A 15,504-nucleotide genomic window follows, 5' to 3' on the forward strand; every position below is an offset into this window, starting at 1 on the left:
CGAGAGCGGAACGAATCGGAGGAATAATCCGATCGTTCACAGCGTCCTCGCTGTGCGCCTCCCAAGCTTGGGAGGACTTTTCAAAGGAACCTCATCTCCATGATGGAGACGGGGTATCAACATATCTGGCGTTGACTTTTGGCACGCTGTTGAGTTCTCAAGGAACGGACGCTTCCTTCGGCCTGCCCTCGCGGGCTTCCTCCGGGCGCTTCCCTTCGGTCTTGCGTTTCCGACTCTATCAGATCCTTTCGGCTCCGATTTTCGCCGGTGCGATCCGGCCTTTCGGCTTTCTCGCGGTTCCGACTTTATCAGACTCGATTTCGTTCCGGATCCGCTTCTCGGTGAGTTGCGGGGGCTCGAATTCGGTTCCGATTTTCGTCGGAGGTTTTCGCCTTTCGGCGTGGTCACTACTTTAGCGGCTTTTCCTGGCGGCTCATAATCGGGCCGGCCGGGTCGGATTTCGGCAATGCCGAAGGGGACCCGTCAGGGAGTCGTTCGAAGTAGTGGATGTACCGCCTCCGGCTACGCAGATAGCGCTGCCTGTGTCCAGCGGCTCGGGCCACGTTAGACGCTCGGCGGGCCGGAGTCAAGCACTCGGGGTGCTGCGGCGCCTGGGCACGTGGGGGCGGTAGGGGCTGACGGTGGGGTCGCCGTCGATCCAGTAGCGCCAGGGGTGGTCGGCGCCGTCGCCGCCGACGCCCGTGCGGGGGCCGTTGCGGACCTGGTCGCCGGGGGCCGGGGTGCCGTGCAGGATCGTGATCGGGCTGCCGTTGCGGGCGCAGACGTCGATGCCGTCCAGGGAGCGGTCGATGTCCAGGGCGGTGGCCAGCCGGGCCGGGCCCTTGGCGAGTTCGTCGGTGTTGCGGGCCTTGGGACGGCGGGCGGCGGCCAGCGGCGTACCGGTGAGGATCTCGCCGGCCCGCAGCAGGACCGCGCCGGCCTTGCCCTCGGGGCCGCAGACGAGGTTGATGCTGAACCACATGCCGTAGATGAAGTAGACGTACGCGTGGCCGGGCGGGCCGAACATCGTGGCGTTGCGGGCGGTGCGGCCGCGGTAGGCATGGGAGCCGGGGTCGATCTCACCGGCGTACGCCTCGACCTCGGTGAGGCGGAGTTCGATGGGGCCGTCGGGGCTGTGGCGTACCAGGGTGCGGCCGAGCAGGTCCGGGGCGACCTCCAGGACGGGGCGGTCGAAGAAGTCGCGCGGGAGGGGGGTGCGGTCCGGTCCGTCAGTCATGCGTTCCGAGCGTAGTGGAGCCGCGCCGGTGGTCCGGGCGGCCGGTTTGGACGGTTGTGGGGGCGGGGATTGGGACGATCGCTCCGGGGTGCGTCAGGATCGGGCCACGATCGGCCGGGTATACGGGGTGCGCGGGTCGCGCCCGGGGAGGACGACATGGGGTTCAAGAAGCTGCTGGCGAGTCTGGGGGCCGGGGGAGCGTCGGTGGAGACGGTGCTCTTCGAGGAGAACGTGGTCCCCGGCGGCGTGGTGCAGGGGGAGGTGCGGATCCAGGGCGGGTCGGTGCCGCAGGCGATCCAGGGGCTGACCGTCGGGCTTCAGGCGCGGGTGGAGGTCGAGCACGGGGACGGGGAGGCCAAGCGGGACGTGGAGTTCACCCGGGTGCGGCTGGGCGGGGCGTTCGAGGTGCAGGCGGGGGCAGTGCACACGGTGCCGTTCGGGCTGGAGATCCCCTGGGAGACGCCGGTGACGACCTTCGCGGGGCAGCCGCTGCACGGGATGGACGTGGGGGTGGTGACGGAGCTGGCGATCGCGCGGGCGGTGGACTCCGGTGATCTCGACCCGGTGCAGGTGCACCCGCTGCCGGCGCAGCAGGCGATCCTGGACGCGTTCGGGCGACTGGGGTTCCGGTTCAAGTCCGCCGATCTGGAGCAGGGGGTGATCCACGGGACGCGGCAGCGGCTGCCGTTCTACCAGGAGATCGAGTTCTTCGCGCCGCCGCAGTACCGGGGGCTGAGCCAGGTGGAGCTGTCGTTCGTGGCCGACGACCGGGAGATGGACGTCGTCCTGGAGATGGACAAGAAGCCGGGGCTGTTCAGTGAGGGGTCGGACACCTACCGGTCGTTCACGGTGGGGCTGTACGACTTCGAGGGGACCGACTGGGCGGCGTACCTCAACCAGTGGCTGGCCGAGGTCGGCGGGCGGCGCAACTGGCTCTAACCTGGCCGGACGAAGTGTCGGCAAGCGACCAGGAGGTTCCGAGGTGTCCGAGCTGAAGCGGCGGCCGCTCCCCCACGATTTCCACCCGCCGGTGCCGGAGTTCACGGTGGTCAGCGAGGAGGTGGAGCCGGGCGGGACGCTGCGGCCCGCGCAGGTGTACGCCGAGGGCAACCGCTCGCCCCAGCTGCGCTGGGAAGGTGCTCCGGAGGGGACCCGGAGCTACGCCGTCACCTGCTTCGACCCCGACGCGCCGACCGGCAGCGGGTTCTGGCACTGGGTGGTGTTCGACATCCCGGCGTCGGTGACCGAGCTGCCGGCGGGTGCCGGCAGCGGTGAGATGGCGGGGCTCCCGGACGGGGCGGTGCACGTCCGCAACGACTACGGGACGCGGGACTTCGGGGGTGCGGCGCCGCCGCCCGGGGACGGCCCGCACCGCTATGTGTTCACCGTCTACGCGGTGGACCAGGAGAAGCTCGGCCCGGACGCGGACGCCTCGCCCGCGGTGGTCGGCTTCAACCTGCGGTTCCACACCCTCGGGCGGGCGCAGCTGATCGGTGAGTACGAGGTGGCCGCCGGCTAGCGGCACCGTTCCCCTCCGGTCCGCGGGGCCGGGGAAATGCGTTGCGCCCCGGCGCTTCCGGCACGCACAGTGGTTGCCGTGCCGCCGCCTTTGCGAGGTGGCGGGCCGGCCGGTACCGCGGTGGCGGGAGCGCCGGGGCGCCGGTGTGTGCGCCCGCGCTCGCCGGAGCCCCTGCGCACGGGGGCGTCCGCGCCGGTCGCCGTTCGCTCCGGGTTCCGGGTCACGGGGGCCGGGACCCGGAGCGCACCCTCTTCCGTCCGCGCGCGGCGGGCCGTGTCCGCTGCCCGCGCCACTTCTTGTTCATGCTCTGTGCACCCGCCATTTCCCTTGCGTCACAAGGAAATTGCGTTGTCCGGGAAATACCTGCCCCTGCACAGTGGAGCCACTTCGCCACGAGGGCGATCGGGGTCCGGGAGGTGGACGGGATGCGCGAGACGCTGGTGCTGAATGCGAGCTTCGAGCCGCTGGCGACGGTGTCGCTGCGGCGCGCGGTGGTGCTGGTCATGCAGGACAAGGCGGTCGTCGAGCACGCCCACCCGGGGATGCGGATCCGGGCGGCCTCGGTGGACGTGCCGGTGCCGCGGGTGATCCGGCTCAGCAGGTTCGTCCGGGTGCCGTTCCGAAGACAGGCGCCGTGGTCCCGGCGCGGGGTGCTGGTGCGCGACCAGCACCGGTGCGCGTACTGCGGGAAGCGGGCGACGACCGTGGACCACGTGGTGCCGCGGTCGCACGGCGGTGGCGACACCTGGCTGAATACCGTCGCCTCGTGCGCGGAGGACAACCACCGCAAGGCCGACCGGACGCCGGAGCAGGCGGGGATGCGGCTGCTCCGCCGGCCGTTCGTGCCGACGCCGGCGGACGCGCTGGTGTCGGCGCTGGGGGTGTCCGTACGGGAGGAACTGCCGGACTGGCTGGGGGCGCTGCCGGCGTAGCCCCGGGCGGGACACGGGGTGGCCATCGCCCGACTCCCGTTATTTCAGGAGGAGTTGGACGATGGCCGCCAGTCCCACGGCGACGATCACGGCGCGCAGGGCGGTCGGTGGCAGGCGGCGGCCGACCTTGGCGCCGAGCTGGCCGCCGAGCGCGGAGCCGGCCGCGATCAGGAGCACGGCGGTCCAGTCGAAGTGGGCGACGAAGAGGAAGAAGAGCACCGCGACGCCGTTGACCAGGGCGGCGAGGACGTTCTTGAGGGCGTTGAGGCGCTGGAGGTCGTCGCTGAGCAGGACGCCCATCAGGGAGAGGTAGAGGACGCCCTGGGCGGCGCCGAAGTAGCCGCCGTAGGCGCTGGCCAGCAGCAGGCCGGTGAAGAGGGCGATGCCGCCGTCGCGGTGCGCGGTGGTGCCGTTGCGCTCGCGGCGGGCGCGGACCGCGGCGGCCAGCCGGGGCTGGATGACGACGAGTACGAGGGCCAGGGCGATCAGGGCGGGCACGACCGCCTGGAAGGCGCCGGCGGGCAGGGCGAGCAGCAGGACCGCGCCGGCCAGGCCGCCGGTGAGGGCGGCGGCCGAGAAGCGGAGTACCCGGCGGCCCTGGCCGGCCAGTTCGCGGCGGTACCCTATCGCGCCGCTGATCGAACCGGGCACCAGGCCAAGGGAGTTGGAGACGTTGGCGGTCACCGGCGGGAGGCCGACGGCGAGCAGGACGGGGAAGGTGATCAGGGTGCCGGAACCGACGATGGTGTTGATGGTGCCGGCGCCCAGGCCGGCTGCGAAGACTGCGACTGCTTCCCAGATGGACAAGGCCATCTCCTTACATGGGTCAGGGTTGCCTCCCCGCCCTTGAGGTCGAGGGGCAACCCTGATCATGCACGAGGTGCGGGCGGGTCAGTCGATGGGGGGCGCCTGGCGCTCGGGGCTGCTGGGCTTGGGGATGGTGCCGCCGCCGGCGGGGTTGAAGTTGCCGATGGCGCCGCCGAGGCCCTTGAGGGCGTCGCCGATCTCACTGGGGACGATCCAGAGCTTGTTGGCGTCGCCCTCGGCGATCTTCGGGAGCATCTGGAGGTACTGGTACGACAGCAGCTTCTGGTCCGGGTCGCCGGCGTGGATGGACTCGAAGACCACCCGGATCGCCTGGGCCTCGCCCTCGGCGCGCAGCGCGGCGGCTTTGGCCTCACCTTCGGCGCGGAGGATCGCGGACTGCTTCTGGCCCTCGGCGGTGAGGATCTCGGACTGCCGCACACCCTCGGCCTGGAGGATCGCGGCGCGCTTGTCGCGGTCGGCGCGCATCTGCTTCTCCATCGAGTCCTGGATGGAGGTGGGCGGCTCGATCGCCTTGAGCTCGACGCGGTTGACGCGGATGCCCCACTTGCCGGTGGCCTCGTCGAGGACGCCGCGCAGCGCCGCGTTGATCTCCTCGCGGGAGGTCAGGGTCCGTTCGAGGTCCATGCCGCCGATGATGTTGCGGAGGGTGGTGACGGTGAGCTGCTCGATCGCCTGGATGTAGCTGGCGACCTCGTAGGTGGCGGCGCGGGCGTCGGTGACCTGGTAGTAGATGACCGTGTCGATGTTGACGACGAGGTTGTCCTGGGTGATCACCGGCTGGGGCGGGAACGGGACGACCTGTTCGCGGAGGTCGATGCGGTTGCGGATGGTGTCGATGAACGGGACGACGATGTTCAGGCCGGCGTTCAGGGTGCGGGTGTAGCGGCCGAAGCGCTCGACGATGGCGGCGCTGGCCTGGGGGATGACCTGGATCGTCTTGAAGAGTGCGATGAACACGAGCACCACCAGGATGATCAGGACGATGATGATCGATTCCACAGCGGCTCCCGTGCCCTTCGTTGCTGGTCGTCCCGGCCCGCGGCCGGCTCGGCGTTGATCAGTCTTTCAGAGGTGCGGGGCGTCGCGCACGGTCTTCGGGTCAGATGACGAGGGCGGTGGCGCCGTCGATCTCCACCACGTCGACCTGCTGGCCGGCTTCGTAGACCTGCGCGCCGTCGAGGGCGCGGGCCGACCAGACCTCCCCGGCGAGTTTGATCCGGCCGCCGTCGCCGGAGTCGACGCGCTCCAGGACGGTGGCGGTGCGGCCCTTGAGCGCGTCGATGCCGGAGGCGAGGCGCGGGCTCTGGCCGCGGTGGCGGTTGGCCAGCGGCCGGACGACGGCGATCAGCGCGACCGACACCGCGACGAACACGAGGAATTGCGCGACGGTGCCGCCACCGAGCGCTGCGGTGACGGCACCGGCGACGGCACCGACCGCGAACATTCCGAATTCGGGCATCGCGGTCACGACGAGCGGAATGCCCAGCCCCACGGCGGCGATCAGCCACCACACCCAAGGATCCACGGGCTCATGGTAGGTCGGGCGGGCGGTCCGGGGACAGGGCGCGATCGGTCACCGGGGCTTCCGGGCCGGGCCGTTACGTCAGCGGCAGGCCCTGGGCGGTCCAGCGGTCGCCGGCCTGGCGCTCGACGACGAGCGGGAGGCCGAAGCAGTGCGAGAGGTTGCTGGAGGTGAGCTCCAGGTCGAGCGGCCCGGCGGCCAGCACCTTGCCCTGACGGATCATCAGGACGTGGGTGAAGCCCGGCGGGATCTCCTCGACGTGGTGGGTGACCATGATCATCGAGGGGGCGAACGGGTCGCGGGCCAGCCGGCCGAGGCGGCGCACCAGGTCCTCGCGGCCGCCGAGGTCGAGGCCGGCGGCGGGCTCGTCCAGGAGGAGCAGCTCGGGGTCGGTCATCATGGCGCGGGCGATCAGGGTGCGCTTGCGCTCGCCCTCGGAGAGGGTGCCGAACTTGCGGTCCAGGTGGGCGTTCATGCCGAGCCGGTCGAGGAAGGCCCGGGCGCGCTGCTCGTCGATCTCGTCGTAGTCCTCGCGCCAGGTGGCGGTCATGCCGTAGGCGGCGGTGAGGACGGTCTGCAGGACGGTCTGGCTGCGCGGCAGCTTGTCGGCGAGCGCGATGCCGGCGATGCCGATGCGCGGGCGCAGGTCGAAGACGTCGACCCGGCCCAGCTGCTCACCGAGGATCCGGGCGGTGCCGGTGCTCGGGAAGAGGTAGCTGGAGGCGACGTTCAGCAGGGTGGTCTTGCCGGCGCCGTTGGGGCCGAGGATCACCCAGCGCTCCCCCTCCTTCACCGACCACGAGACCTGGTCCACCAGAGCCCGTCCTTCGCGGACCACGGATACGTCCACCAGCTCCAGCACATCGCTCATGAGCGCACTGTCTCCCATTGCTTCTCGGTCGTCGTGTGCGCCTGTAGGCGCAGCCCCCCTGCAAACCTACGCCACTCGATGTCAGTGCCGTTCCCTAGGCTGGGGACCATGCTCGATGAACCTCGCTCAGGACGGCTGGCGGCATGGGGAAATGCCCTTTTGGCCGGACTTGTCTCACCTGATGACGCCGCGCACCGGATCGCGGAGGACGACGCGGTGCACCGCGTCTCGGGCCTGCCCGGGGAGGACGCCCCGGTCGGCCTGACGCTGGCGCTGGGCCGGCTGCGGGCGCTCGGCGCGTCCGGGCTGCGGGTGGCGCTGCCGGTGCCCGGGCACCCGCTGGGGCTGAGCGGCCCGCCGGAGTTCAACGCGCGGGCGCTGGAGGCCGGCGAGGCGGTGCTCGCGCACGGTGCCGGGCTGGGCCTGGTCCCGGAGGTGCACGAGGCGGGTCCCGAGGGCGGGGCCGGCCCCGATGTGCACGTCGAGGTGGTCTGGCACTGCCTGCCGGTGCGCGAGGCGCCGCCGGCGGACGTGCCGTCGCTGGGCGAGGCCGAGCGGGAGCTGGCGGAGGCGCTGCGGGAGGCCACGGAGGTGCTCTCGCGGCTGGACGTGGCCGGTTCCGGTCCGGTGGCGGACGCGGCGCTGGCGGCGTACCGCGCACGGGCCGAGGCCGGGCGGCAGCTGCTGGCGCCCGGCTATCCGCCGCGGGCGGTGCGGGTGCTGGAGCTGGCGCAGCGGGTCGGCGCTCTGATCACCATCGCGCAGGGGGCCGGCGGGGACGGCCGGGAGCACGGCGCGGCGGTCAGCTCGTCGGAGATCGCGGCCCGCGCCGAGGCGCTGCGTCCGGTGGAGCGCACGGCCCGGCGGGCACAGGTGGCGGCGTACAACTCCGCGGTGGAGGAGCGGGAGCGCGGCCGGGGGTGAGACGGGAGGGCCCCGCCGGCCGGAGTGCGGTCGGCGGGGCCTGGTGAGGGCCGCAACGGCCCGGTGCGGCCCGGGAGTTGCTCCCGGGCCGGGGGCGTCAGTCGTTGACGGCCGGGTTGCCGAAGGCGGAGTTCAGCACGCCGACGACGTTGACGCTGTTGCCGGAGACGTTCACGGGGACGTGCACCGGGGCCTGGACGAGGTTGCCCGAGCCGACGCCCGGGGAGTTCAGGGCCTTGCCGTCGGCGTGCGCGCCGTCCTGGGCGAACGCCGAACCGGCGGCGGCGCCGACGGCGAGACCGGTGGTGGCAAGGACAAGGGCGGCCTTTTTGACGGTGTTCATGGTGGCGTGATCCTCACGTGGCGGCACTGGGCCGGAAATAACGGTGTATGTGGAGGGGGACCGGCCGCACGGCCAGGGCTGGGCGGGGCCGGTCCGGATGACCCGGCGGGCCGGTGTCGCGGCCCGGCGCAGGGGTCAGGTGACCGGAGCGGAGGCTCCCGGGGTCACTTGTTCAGGCAGGTGTTGCCGAAGACCGGGTTGAGCAGGCCGATCACGGAGACGGTGTTGCCGCAGGCGTTCACGGGGATGTGCACCGGAGCCTGGACGGCGTTGCCCGAGATGACGCCGGGGGACTGCACCGCGGCGCCCTGCGCCTGCGGGCCGTCGTGCGCCGACGCGACGCCGGCACCCGCCAGGGCGAGACCGGCACCCGCGATCGTGATGGCCGCGACCCGCTTGATGTTCTTCACTTCGTTCAGCTCCTCGTTGCCGATGCCGTGGCCAGCCGCCACGACTGCACTGGGAAACGGCCCGGCCGGGAGCGGGGATACGCCGAATGGACTACGTATACACGACAGTATGAATCTCGGATCCGCGAGGCGACGTTCGGATTGTCGTTCCGGAGCCGCCCGCCGCGGGGCCCTCCCCCGCGGTGCCCCGTGATTCAGGCGCCGATGCCGTGCCGGACGGCCCACAGGGCGGCCTGGGTGCGGTCGGCGAGGTCGAGCTTCATCAGGATGTTGGAGACGTGGGTCTTGACGGTCTTCTCGGAGAGCACCAGCGCGCGGGCGATCTCGCGGTTGGAGCGGCCGTCCGCGATCAGGCCCAGCACCTCGCGCTCCCGGTCGGTCAGTGAACCGCCGCGCCCCTGGCCGCCGTTGCCGTCCTCCTGGGACAGCAGCGCGCCGGCCACCTCGGGCTGGAGCAGGACGTGCCCGGCGTGCACCGAGCGGATCGCGCCGGCCAGCGCGTCCGGGTCGATGTCCTTGTAGACGTAGCCGGCCGCGCCCGCGCGCAGCGCCGGGACGACGGTGCGCTGCTCGGTGAAGCTGGTGACGACCAGGATGCGGGCGGGGTTGTCCAGTTCGCGCAGCCGGCGGAGCGCCTCGATGCCGTCGGTGCCGGGCATCTTGATGTCCATCAGGACGACGTCCGGGCGCAGTTGCTCGGTGGCGGCGATCCCCTCGTCGCCGTCGGACGCCTCCCCCACCACCTCGATGTCGTCCTGCACCTCCAGGAACGTCCGCAGGCCGCGGCGGACGACCTGGTGGTCGTCGACGAGCAGGACGCGGATCGCGCGCCCCTCGCCCGTGGTCCGTTCCGTACCGCCCCGGGTGGTGTCAGCCACCGGGCACCTCCATCTCGACTGCGGTGCCCTTGCCGGGCTCCGATTCCACGGTGAGCGTGCCGCCGACGCCGCCGGCGCGGTCGTGCATCGAGACCAGGCCCAGATGCCGGCCGGCCCGGCGGACCGCGCCGGTGTCGAAGCCCCGGCCGTCGTCGGCGACCCGCAGCCGGGCTCCCTGGCCGGCGCGGGTGAGCGTCACCTCGACGCGGGTGGCGCCGGAGTGCCGCAGGGCGTTGTGCAGCGCCTCCTGGGCGACCCGGAGCATCGCCTCCTCCTGGGCGGAGGGCAGCGCCCGGACGCCCTGGGCGGCGAAGGTGACACGGGCGGAGTGCGCCCGGTCCAGGACCTGGACCTGGGAGCGCAGGGTGGCGACCAGCCCGTCCTCGTCCAGGGCGGCCGGGCGCAGCTCGATGACGGCGGCGCGCAGCTCGTCGGCGGCCTCCGCGGCCAGCGCGGTGACCTGGTGCAGGGCGTCCTTGGCGCGGGCCGCGTCGCGGTCGACCAGGGCGGTCGCGGCCTGCGCGGTGAGGCGGAGCGAGAAGAGCTTCTGGGAGACCGCGTCGTGCAGCTCGTGGGCGAGCCGGGCGCGCTCGCCGGCGATGGTCAGCTCGCGGCTGCGCTCGTAGAGGCGGGCGTTGGTGAGGGCGATGGCAGCGTGCTGGGCGAGTATCCCGAGCAGCCGCTCGTCGTCCTCGGTGAAGCGGCAGCCGTCCGCGCGGGCGGGGCGGGGCTCCGGGCAGCGCTTGTTGGCGAGGAAGAGGGCGCCGAGGATCTCGTCGCCGTCGGCGATCGGCAGGCCGAGGAAGTCGGACATGTCCGGGTGGGCGGCGGGCCAGCCGCCGAATCGGGGGTCCTTGCGGACGTCGGCGAGCCGCTCGGGGGTGGCGCTGTGCAGCATCGCGGCGAGGATGCCGTGCTGGCGGGGCAGTGGGCCGATGGCCTTCCACTGCTCGGCGCTGACGCCGTCCACGACGAACTGGGCGAAGCCGCCGTGGTCGTCCGGGACGCCGAGCGCGGCGTACTCGGCGTCCAGCAGCTCACGGGCCGAGGCGACGATCGTCTTGAGGACGTCGCGCACCTCCAGATGCCTGCTCATGGCCAGGATCGCGGTGCTCACCGCGGGGATGCCGGCCCCCGGTCCGTTGGTCATGGCTTCACCGTACCGGCGGGTCGGCCGGGCCGTATCGGTCCGCCGACGCCCCGGGGAGCCCCCTGGACCTACGTCCGGGGACCTAGACGGGGCCCGGCGGGCCGCACCTCCTCACCCCCCCCTCACCTCCTATATATGGGCAGACCCCCCAGAAGACCTCTTGTCCCCTATATAAAGGTGAAAGTGATTAGTGGGACACAAGGGGCGTTCTTGGCGATCAGTTTGCGCCGATCCGGCCGCATACGGGGCGGGGGCGCGGGGGCGGACACCAGACTCGGGGCATGTCGTCCACACCCCAGGCGCACACCGCGCACACCCCGCCCACCGCGCCCACGTCGCCCACCTCGCCCACGAAGCGCTGGACGCCGATCCACGGAGAGCCCTACCGGTCGGTGCCGTACCGGCCCGAGCGGATGCCCGCGGCCGAGTCACTGGCCCGCGCCGCCGAGCTGCGGGAGCGGATGGACCGGCGGCGGACGGTGCGGCAGTTCGCCGCCGACCCGGTCCCCGAGCAGGTGGTCCGGGACGCGATAGCCTGCGCGGCCACCGCGCCGTCCGGGGCGCACCAGCAGCCCTGGACGTTTGTCCTGGTCAAGGACGCGGAGGTGCGCCGCCGGATCAGGGCGGCGGCGGAGGCCGAGGAGCGGCGCTCGTACGACGGGCGGCTGGGCGAGGAGTGGCTGGCGGCGCTGCGGCCGCTGGGCACCGACGAGGTCAAACCGCATCTGACCGACGCGCCGCAGCTGATCGTGGTCTTCCAGCAGCGGCACTGGCTGGGCCCGGACGGGACCAGGCGCAAGCACTACTACGTGGACGAGTCGGTGGGCATCGCGGTCGGCATGCTGCTGTCGGCGCTGCACCTGTCGGGGCTGGCGGCCCTGGTGCACACGCCGAGCCCGATGCGGTTCCTCCAGGAGGTGCTGGGGCGGCCGGCGAACGAGAAGGCGTTCGCGGTGATCCCGGTCGGGTACCCCGCCGAGGACTGCCGGGTGCCCGATCTGGTACGCAAGTCCCTCGACCAGGTGCTGGTCGAGGTCTGAGCGCACGGCCCGCCCACAGGCCCCGCACAGAATGTGCGACTGCAATTACTAAGGGCGAGATAAACCTCCGGCCGATGTGACCCCGCGCATAGGGCGCAGCTCACTTACGATCCTGGATAGTGGACCTACAGGCCCCTCCTGAACTGGGGCTTTTCCGGGAGGGGCGGCTTCGGCGCCGCCCAGGTCCCACTAACCGGGGTCGTACGTCACATCATTGCCCGGCGAATTTTCGGCCGCTAAGAATGGGGCCCATCGCTCGGCGCCGTGATCTGGGATCGGCGTTCAGCCACCACTCGACGGCCCGTGCGATGCCCCCCATCGGAAGAGGTCGCCCCGCCATGCCCAAGCACGCCATCCCCGCTCTGAACCTGACCCGGATGCACAAGCTGACCGCCGCCGGTGTCGCCGCCGCCGGTGCCGCCGCGCTGGTCCTCACCGTCGTCCCCGGTGCCGACGCCAGCCAGGGCAAGGTCGCGGCGGCCCCCGCCAACCTGAACGTCCAGCCGGTCGCCTTCAGCGCCGTCGACACCGCCGCCCGGGCCCAGCAGGCGACCCTCGCGCAGCAGGCCGACACCTCCGCCGCGCAGGGCAAGGCCGCGGCCGAGGCCGCCAAGAAGCAGGCCGAGCAGGCCGCCGCCCAGGCCAAGGCGAAGGCCAAGGCAGAGCAGGAGCGCCGGGTGAAGCAGGCCGCGAGCCGCGCCGCGGTCCGCGAGGCCGTCCCGGCCGCCGCCAAGGCGGTCAAGGTCTACCCGAACAACCTCGACGGCTGGATCCGCCAGTCGCTGGCCATCATGGCCCAGCACAACATCCCGGGCAGCTACAACGGCATCTACCGCAACCTGATGCGCGAGTCGTCCGGCAACCCCAACGCGATCAACCTCTGGGACTCCAACGCCCAGGCCGGCATCCCCTCCAAGGGCCTGCTCCAGGTGATCGACCCGACGTTCCGCCAGTACCACGTCCCCGGTACCTCCTGGAACATCTACGACCCGGTCGCCAACATCACCGCGGCCTGCAACTACGCGGCCGCCCGCTACGGCTCGATGGACAACGTCAACTCCGCCTACTGAGCCGGGCGTTCCCTGCCGCCGCGCAGCGCACACCGCCGAGGGGCGGCACCCGTGGACCGGGTGCCGCCCCTCGGGCGTGCCTGGCGGGTGGCCGCGGGCGCTACTTGCGCATGACCTCCGGCTCGTGGCGGCGCAGCAGCCGCGCGACGACGAAGGCGAGCCCGACGCCCAGGGCCACCAGGATGATCACGTCCATCACGTAGACGCCGGTCTGGTGCTTCCACAGCGGGTCGGGGTGGCCGGGCTCCCAGGGCAGCAGGGTGTTCATGTCCTCGGTGGCGCCGAGGGCGGCGACGGCCCAGCGGGACGGCATCAGCCAGGAGACCTGGGAGACGCCGACGGTGTCGAAGAGCTGGAAGAGGACGCCGGTGAAGACGACCTGGACGATGGCGAACATGACCAGCAGCGGCATGGTCTTCTCGGCGGTCTTGACCAGCGACGAGATGATCAGGCCGACCATCATCGAGGTGAAGCCGAGGGCGATGATCGCGACGGTCATCTCGACGGCCGGGGCCTTGGCGATGATCAGGCCCTGGGCCGGCATGGGCCGGGTGGAGAAGCCGATGGCCGCGATGATCACGCCCTGGAGGGCGGTGGCCACGCCCAGCACGATGATCTTGGACATCAGGTAGGCCGACCGCGACAGGCCGGTGGCCCGTTCGCGCTCGTAGATGACCCGCTCCTTGATCAGCTCGCGGACCGAGTTGGCCGCGCCGGAGAAGCACATGCCGACCGCGAGGATCAGCGAGATGGTGCTCGCGTCGCGGTTGGTCTGGTGCTTCTGGAGCGGGCCGTAGCCCAGGCCGTAGTCGCTGGGGATCAGCAGGGAGACCACGCCGAGGACGGCCGGCAGGATCAGCATCAGGGCCAGGAAGCCGCGGTCGGAGGCGAGCACCGAGACGTAGCGGCGCATCAGGGTCCACAGCTGCGAGCCCCAGCTCTGGGACTTCTGTATCCGGGCCGGCGGGGCCTGGACGCTGACCGACTGCGGCGGCGCGGCGTCCAGGTCGGCGGCGTACATCTGGTAGTGCGGGGAGCCGCGCCAGCGGCCGGCCCAGTCGTAGTCGCGGTAGTTCTCGAACGCCGAGAAGACGTCGGCCCAGGACTCGTACTGGAAGAAGTTCAGCGCCTCGGCCGGCGGGCCGAAGTAGGCCACCGAACCGCCCGGTGCCATCACCAGCAGCCGGTCGCACAGGGCGAGTTCGGCCACCGAGTGGGTGACGACCAGGACCGTGCGGCCGTCGTCGGCCAGACCGCGCAGCAGCTGCATCACGTCGCGGTCCATGCCCGGGTCGAGGCCGGAGGTGGGCTCGTCCAGGAAGATCAGCGACGGCTTGGTGAGCAGTTCCAGGGCGACCGAGACGCGCTTGCGCTGGCCGCCGGAGAGCGAGGTGACCTTCTTGTCCTTGTGGACGTCGAGCTTGAGCTCGCGCAGCACCTCGCCGATCCGGGCCTCGCGCTCGGATTCCGCGGTGTCGCCGGGGAAGCGCAGCTTGGCGGCGTAGCGCAGGGCCTTCTGGACGGACAGCTCCTTGTGGAGGATGTCGTCCTGCGGGACCAGGCCGATGCGCTGGCGCAGTTCGGCGAAGTGCTTGTAGAGGTTCCGGTGGTCGTAGAGGACCTCGCCCTGGTTGGCGGGGCGGTAGCCGGTCAGCGCCTTGAGCAGCGTGGACTTGCCGGAGCCGGACGGGCCGATGACGGCGATCAGCGACTTCTCGGGGACGCCGAAGGAGACGTCCTTGAGGATCTGCTTGCCGCCGTCGACGGTGACGGTGAGGTGGCGGGCCGAGAAGGAGACCTCACCGGTGTCGACGAACTCCTCCAGCCGGTCGCCGACCAGCCGGAAGGTGGAGTGGCCGACGCCGACGGTGTCGTTCGGGCCGACCGGGGCGCTGCCGGACTTGGGGATCGGCTGGCCGTTGACGTAGGTGCCGTTGTGGCTGCCCAGGTCGCGGATCTCGAACCGGCCGTCGGGGGTGGCGCGGAACTCCGCGTGGTGCCGGGAGACCTGGAGGTCGGAGACGACCAGTTCGTTGTCGAGCGCACGGCCGATCCGCATCACCCGGCCGCTGTCCAGGCGGTGGAAGGTGGTCGGGCTGCGGTCGGCGCCGGCCTGGGGGGCCGGGCCGGCCTGGGGCTGCCCGGACTGCTGCGGCGGGACGGCCTGCCGGGGCGCGCCCTGCTGGGGCTGCCGGGCCTGCGGAGGCTGCTGGGCCTGCTGGGGCGGGAGGTAGGGCTGCCCGCCCTGGGGCGGGGCCTGCCAGCCCTGCTGGGCGGGCGGCTGCGCCTGTGCGGGCGGGGCCTGCCAGCCCTGGTGCGGGGCGGCCGCGGCGGGCGGCGCGCTGAAGGCGTCGGCGGGCGCCGCGGCGGCGGACAGGGTCAGCCGGGGGCCGTCGGTGGCGTTGCCCAGGTGGACGGCGGTGCCGGGGCCGACCTCCAGCTGCTGGATCCGCCGGCCCTGGACGTAGGTGCCGTTGGTGCTCCCGTGGTCCTCGATGAGCCAGCTGCGGCCGGACCACCGGAGGGTGGCGTGCCGCCAGGAGACCCTGGCGTCGTCGAGCACCATGTCGCCCTGCGGATCGCGGCCCACGCTGTAGGACCTGGCCGGGTCGAGCGGCCAGGTCCTTCCGTTCAGTTCCAGTACGAGTTCAGGCACTCCATGCCCCATTACATAGTCCCCCGAGTGACGCCCTGTACGGGAAGTCCAGGGATGGTGAACATCGTGGGGAACTATTTCAGGCTCGGCCCGCCGACCGGAAACCGGGACAGCGGCGGGATGC

16 protein-coding genes are annotated in these 15,504 nt (G+C 71.9%); 6 read left to right on the forward strand and 10 right to left on the reverse strand.

The window, feature by feature from the left end; all coding sequences use genetic code 11:
* Window positions 1–586 precede the first annotated feature (586 nt).
* The gene (locus MUU72_RS01835) at window positions 587–1,237 is read right to left on the reverse strand and encodes a DNA-3-methyladenine glycosylase (RefSeq protein ID WP_248011297.1); all 651 of its coding nucleotides are present in this window, start codon (window positions 1,235–1,237) and stop codon (window positions 587–589) included.
* A gap of 156 nt (window positions 1,238–1,393) precedes the next feature.
* Here MUU72_RS01835 and MUU72_RS01840 point away from each other — a divergent pair, with 156 nt between their 5' ends.
* The 3 genes from MUU72_RS01840 (at window position 1,394) to MUU72_RS01850 (ending at window position 3,688) form a co-directional block, all read left to right on the forward strand.
* A complete protein-coding gene (locus MUU72_RS01840; RefSeq protein ID WP_248011298.1) occupies window positions 1,394–2,176 on the forward strand; it encodes a sporulation protein in 783 nt (260 codons plus the stop codon).
* 43 nt (window positions 2,177–2,219) lie between these two features.
* Window positions 2,220–2,756: a YbhB/YbcL family Raf kinase inhibitor-like protein gene (locus tag MUU72_RS01845; RefSeq protein ID WP_248011299.1), complete on the forward strand. Its 537-nt coding sequence runs from the start codon at window positions 2,220–2,222 to the stop codon at window positions 2,754–2,756.
* A gap of 425 nt (window positions 2,757–3,181) precedes the next feature.
* Window positions 3,182–3,688: an HNH endonuclease gene (locus tag MUU72_RS01850; protein ID WP_248011300.1), complete on the forward strand. Its 507-nt coding sequence runs from the start codon at window positions 3,182–3,184 to the stop codon at window positions 3,686–3,688.
* A 39-nt stretch (window positions 3,689–3,727) separates the two neighbouring features.
* On the opposite strand, the gene MUU72_RS01855 is transcribed toward MUU72_RS01850, so the two are convergent.
* The 4 genes from MUU72_RS01855 to MUU72_RS01870 form a co-directional block, all read right to left on the reverse strand.
* The gene (locus MUU72_RS01855) at window positions 3,728–4,495 is read right to left on the reverse strand and encodes a sulfite exporter TauE/SafE family protein (protein ID WP_248011301.1); all 768 of its coding nucleotides are present in this window, start codon (window positions 4,493–4,495) and stop codon (window positions 3,728–3,730) included.
* Between the two features lie 84 nt (window positions 4,496–4,579).
* Window positions 4,580–5,515 carry an SPFH domain-containing protein gene (locus MUU72_RS01860; RefSeq protein ID WP_248011302.1) on the reverse strand — a complete coding sequence of 312 codons (936 nt, stop codon included), beginning with the start codon at window positions 5,513–5,515 and terminating at the stop codon, window positions 4,580–4,582.
* A 100-nt stretch (window positions 5,516–5,615) separates the two neighbouring features.
* Window positions 5,616–6,029 (reverse strand): NfeD family protein, encoded by a 414-nt coding sequence (locus MUU72_RS01865; RefSeq protein WP_248011559.1) that lies wholly within the window; start codon window positions 6,027–6,029, stop codon window positions 5,616–5,618.
* Window positions 6,030–6,114: 85 nt separating this feature from the next.
* Entirely contained in the window at window positions 6,115–6,927 is an 813-nt protein-coding gene (locus MUU72_RS01870; protein WP_248011303.1) for an ABC transporter ATP-binding protein, read from the reverse strand.
* Between the two features lie 90 nt (window positions 6,928–7,017).
* Here MUU72_RS01870 and MUU72_RS01875 point away from each other — a divergent pair, with 90 nt between their 5' ends.
* Complete coding sequence (locus MUU72_RS01875; protein ID WP_248011304.1) at window positions 7,018–7,833, forward strand: Rv1486c family protein; 816 nt, start codon at window positions 7,018–7,020, stop codon at window positions 7,831–7,833.
* A gap of 97 nt (window positions 7,834–7,930) precedes the next feature.
* Here the strand turns inward: MUU72_RS01875 and MUU72_RS01880 are convergent, their stop codons facing one another.
* From MUU72_RS01880 to MUU72_RS01895, 4 genes are all read right to left on the reverse strand, one after another.
* Window positions 7,931–8,176, reverse strand: coding sequence for a chaplin (locus MUU72_RS01880; protein ID WP_248011305.1), 246 nt, complete (start codon window positions 8,174–8,176; stop codon window positions 7,931–7,933).
* A 164-nt stretch (window positions 8,177–8,340) separates the two neighbouring features.
* Window positions 8,341–8,586 carry a chaplin gene (locus tag MUU72_RS01885; protein ID WP_248011560.1) on the reverse strand — a complete coding sequence of 82 codons (246 nt, stop codon included), beginning with the start codon at window positions 8,584–8,586 and terminating at the stop codon, window positions 8,341–8,343.
* A gap of 194 nt (window positions 8,587–8,780) precedes the next feature.
* Window positions 8,781–9,464: a response regulator gene (locus MUU72_RS01890; protein WP_248011306.1), complete on the reverse strand. Its 684-nt coding sequence runs from the start codon at window positions 9,462–9,464 to the stop codon at window positions 8,781–8,783.
* Complete coding sequence (locus tag MUU72_RS01895) at window positions 9,457–10,614, reverse strand: GAF domain-containing sensor histidine kinase (RefSeq protein ID WP_248011307.1); 1,158 nt, start codon at window positions 10,612–10,614, stop codon at window positions 9,457–9,459. The genes MUU72_RS01890 and MUU72_RS01895 overlap by 8 nt, the downstream gene beginning before the upstream one ends.
* Window positions 10,615–11,006: 392 nt before the next feature.
* Here MUU72_RS01895 and MUU72_RS01900 point away from each other — a divergent pair, with 392 nt between their 5' ends.
* Window positions 11,007–11,654 (forward strand): nitroreductase family protein, encoded by a 648-nt coding sequence (locus tag MUU72_RS01900; protein WP_372502959.1) that lies wholly within the window; start codon window positions 11,007–11,009, stop codon window positions 11,652–11,654.
* 338 nt (window positions 11,655–11,992) lie between these two features.
* On the forward strand, window positions 11,993–12,724 hold the full coding sequence (locus tag MUU72_RS01905) for a transglycosylase SLT domain-containing protein (protein WP_248011309.1): 732 nt from the start codon (window positions 11,993–11,995) through the stop codon (window positions 12,722–12,724).
* Window positions 12,725–12,824: 100 nt separating this feature from the next.
* Here MUU72_RS01905 and MUU72_RS01910 read toward each other — a convergent pair whose 3' ends face one another.
* On the reverse strand, window positions 12,825–15,392 hold the full coding sequence (locus MUU72_RS01910; RefSeq protein ID WP_248011310.1) for an ABC transporter ATP-binding protein/permease: 2,568 nt from the start codon (window positions 15,390–15,392) through the stop codon (window positions 12,825–12,827).
* Window positions 15,393–15,504: the final 112 nt, after the last annotated feature.

It is taken from the genome of Streptomyces rhizoryzae (assembly GCF_023155275.1).
Taxonomy (GTDB): Bacteria; Actinomycetota; Actinomycetes; order Streptomycetales; family Streptomycetaceae; genus Streptomyces; species Streptomyces rhizoryzae.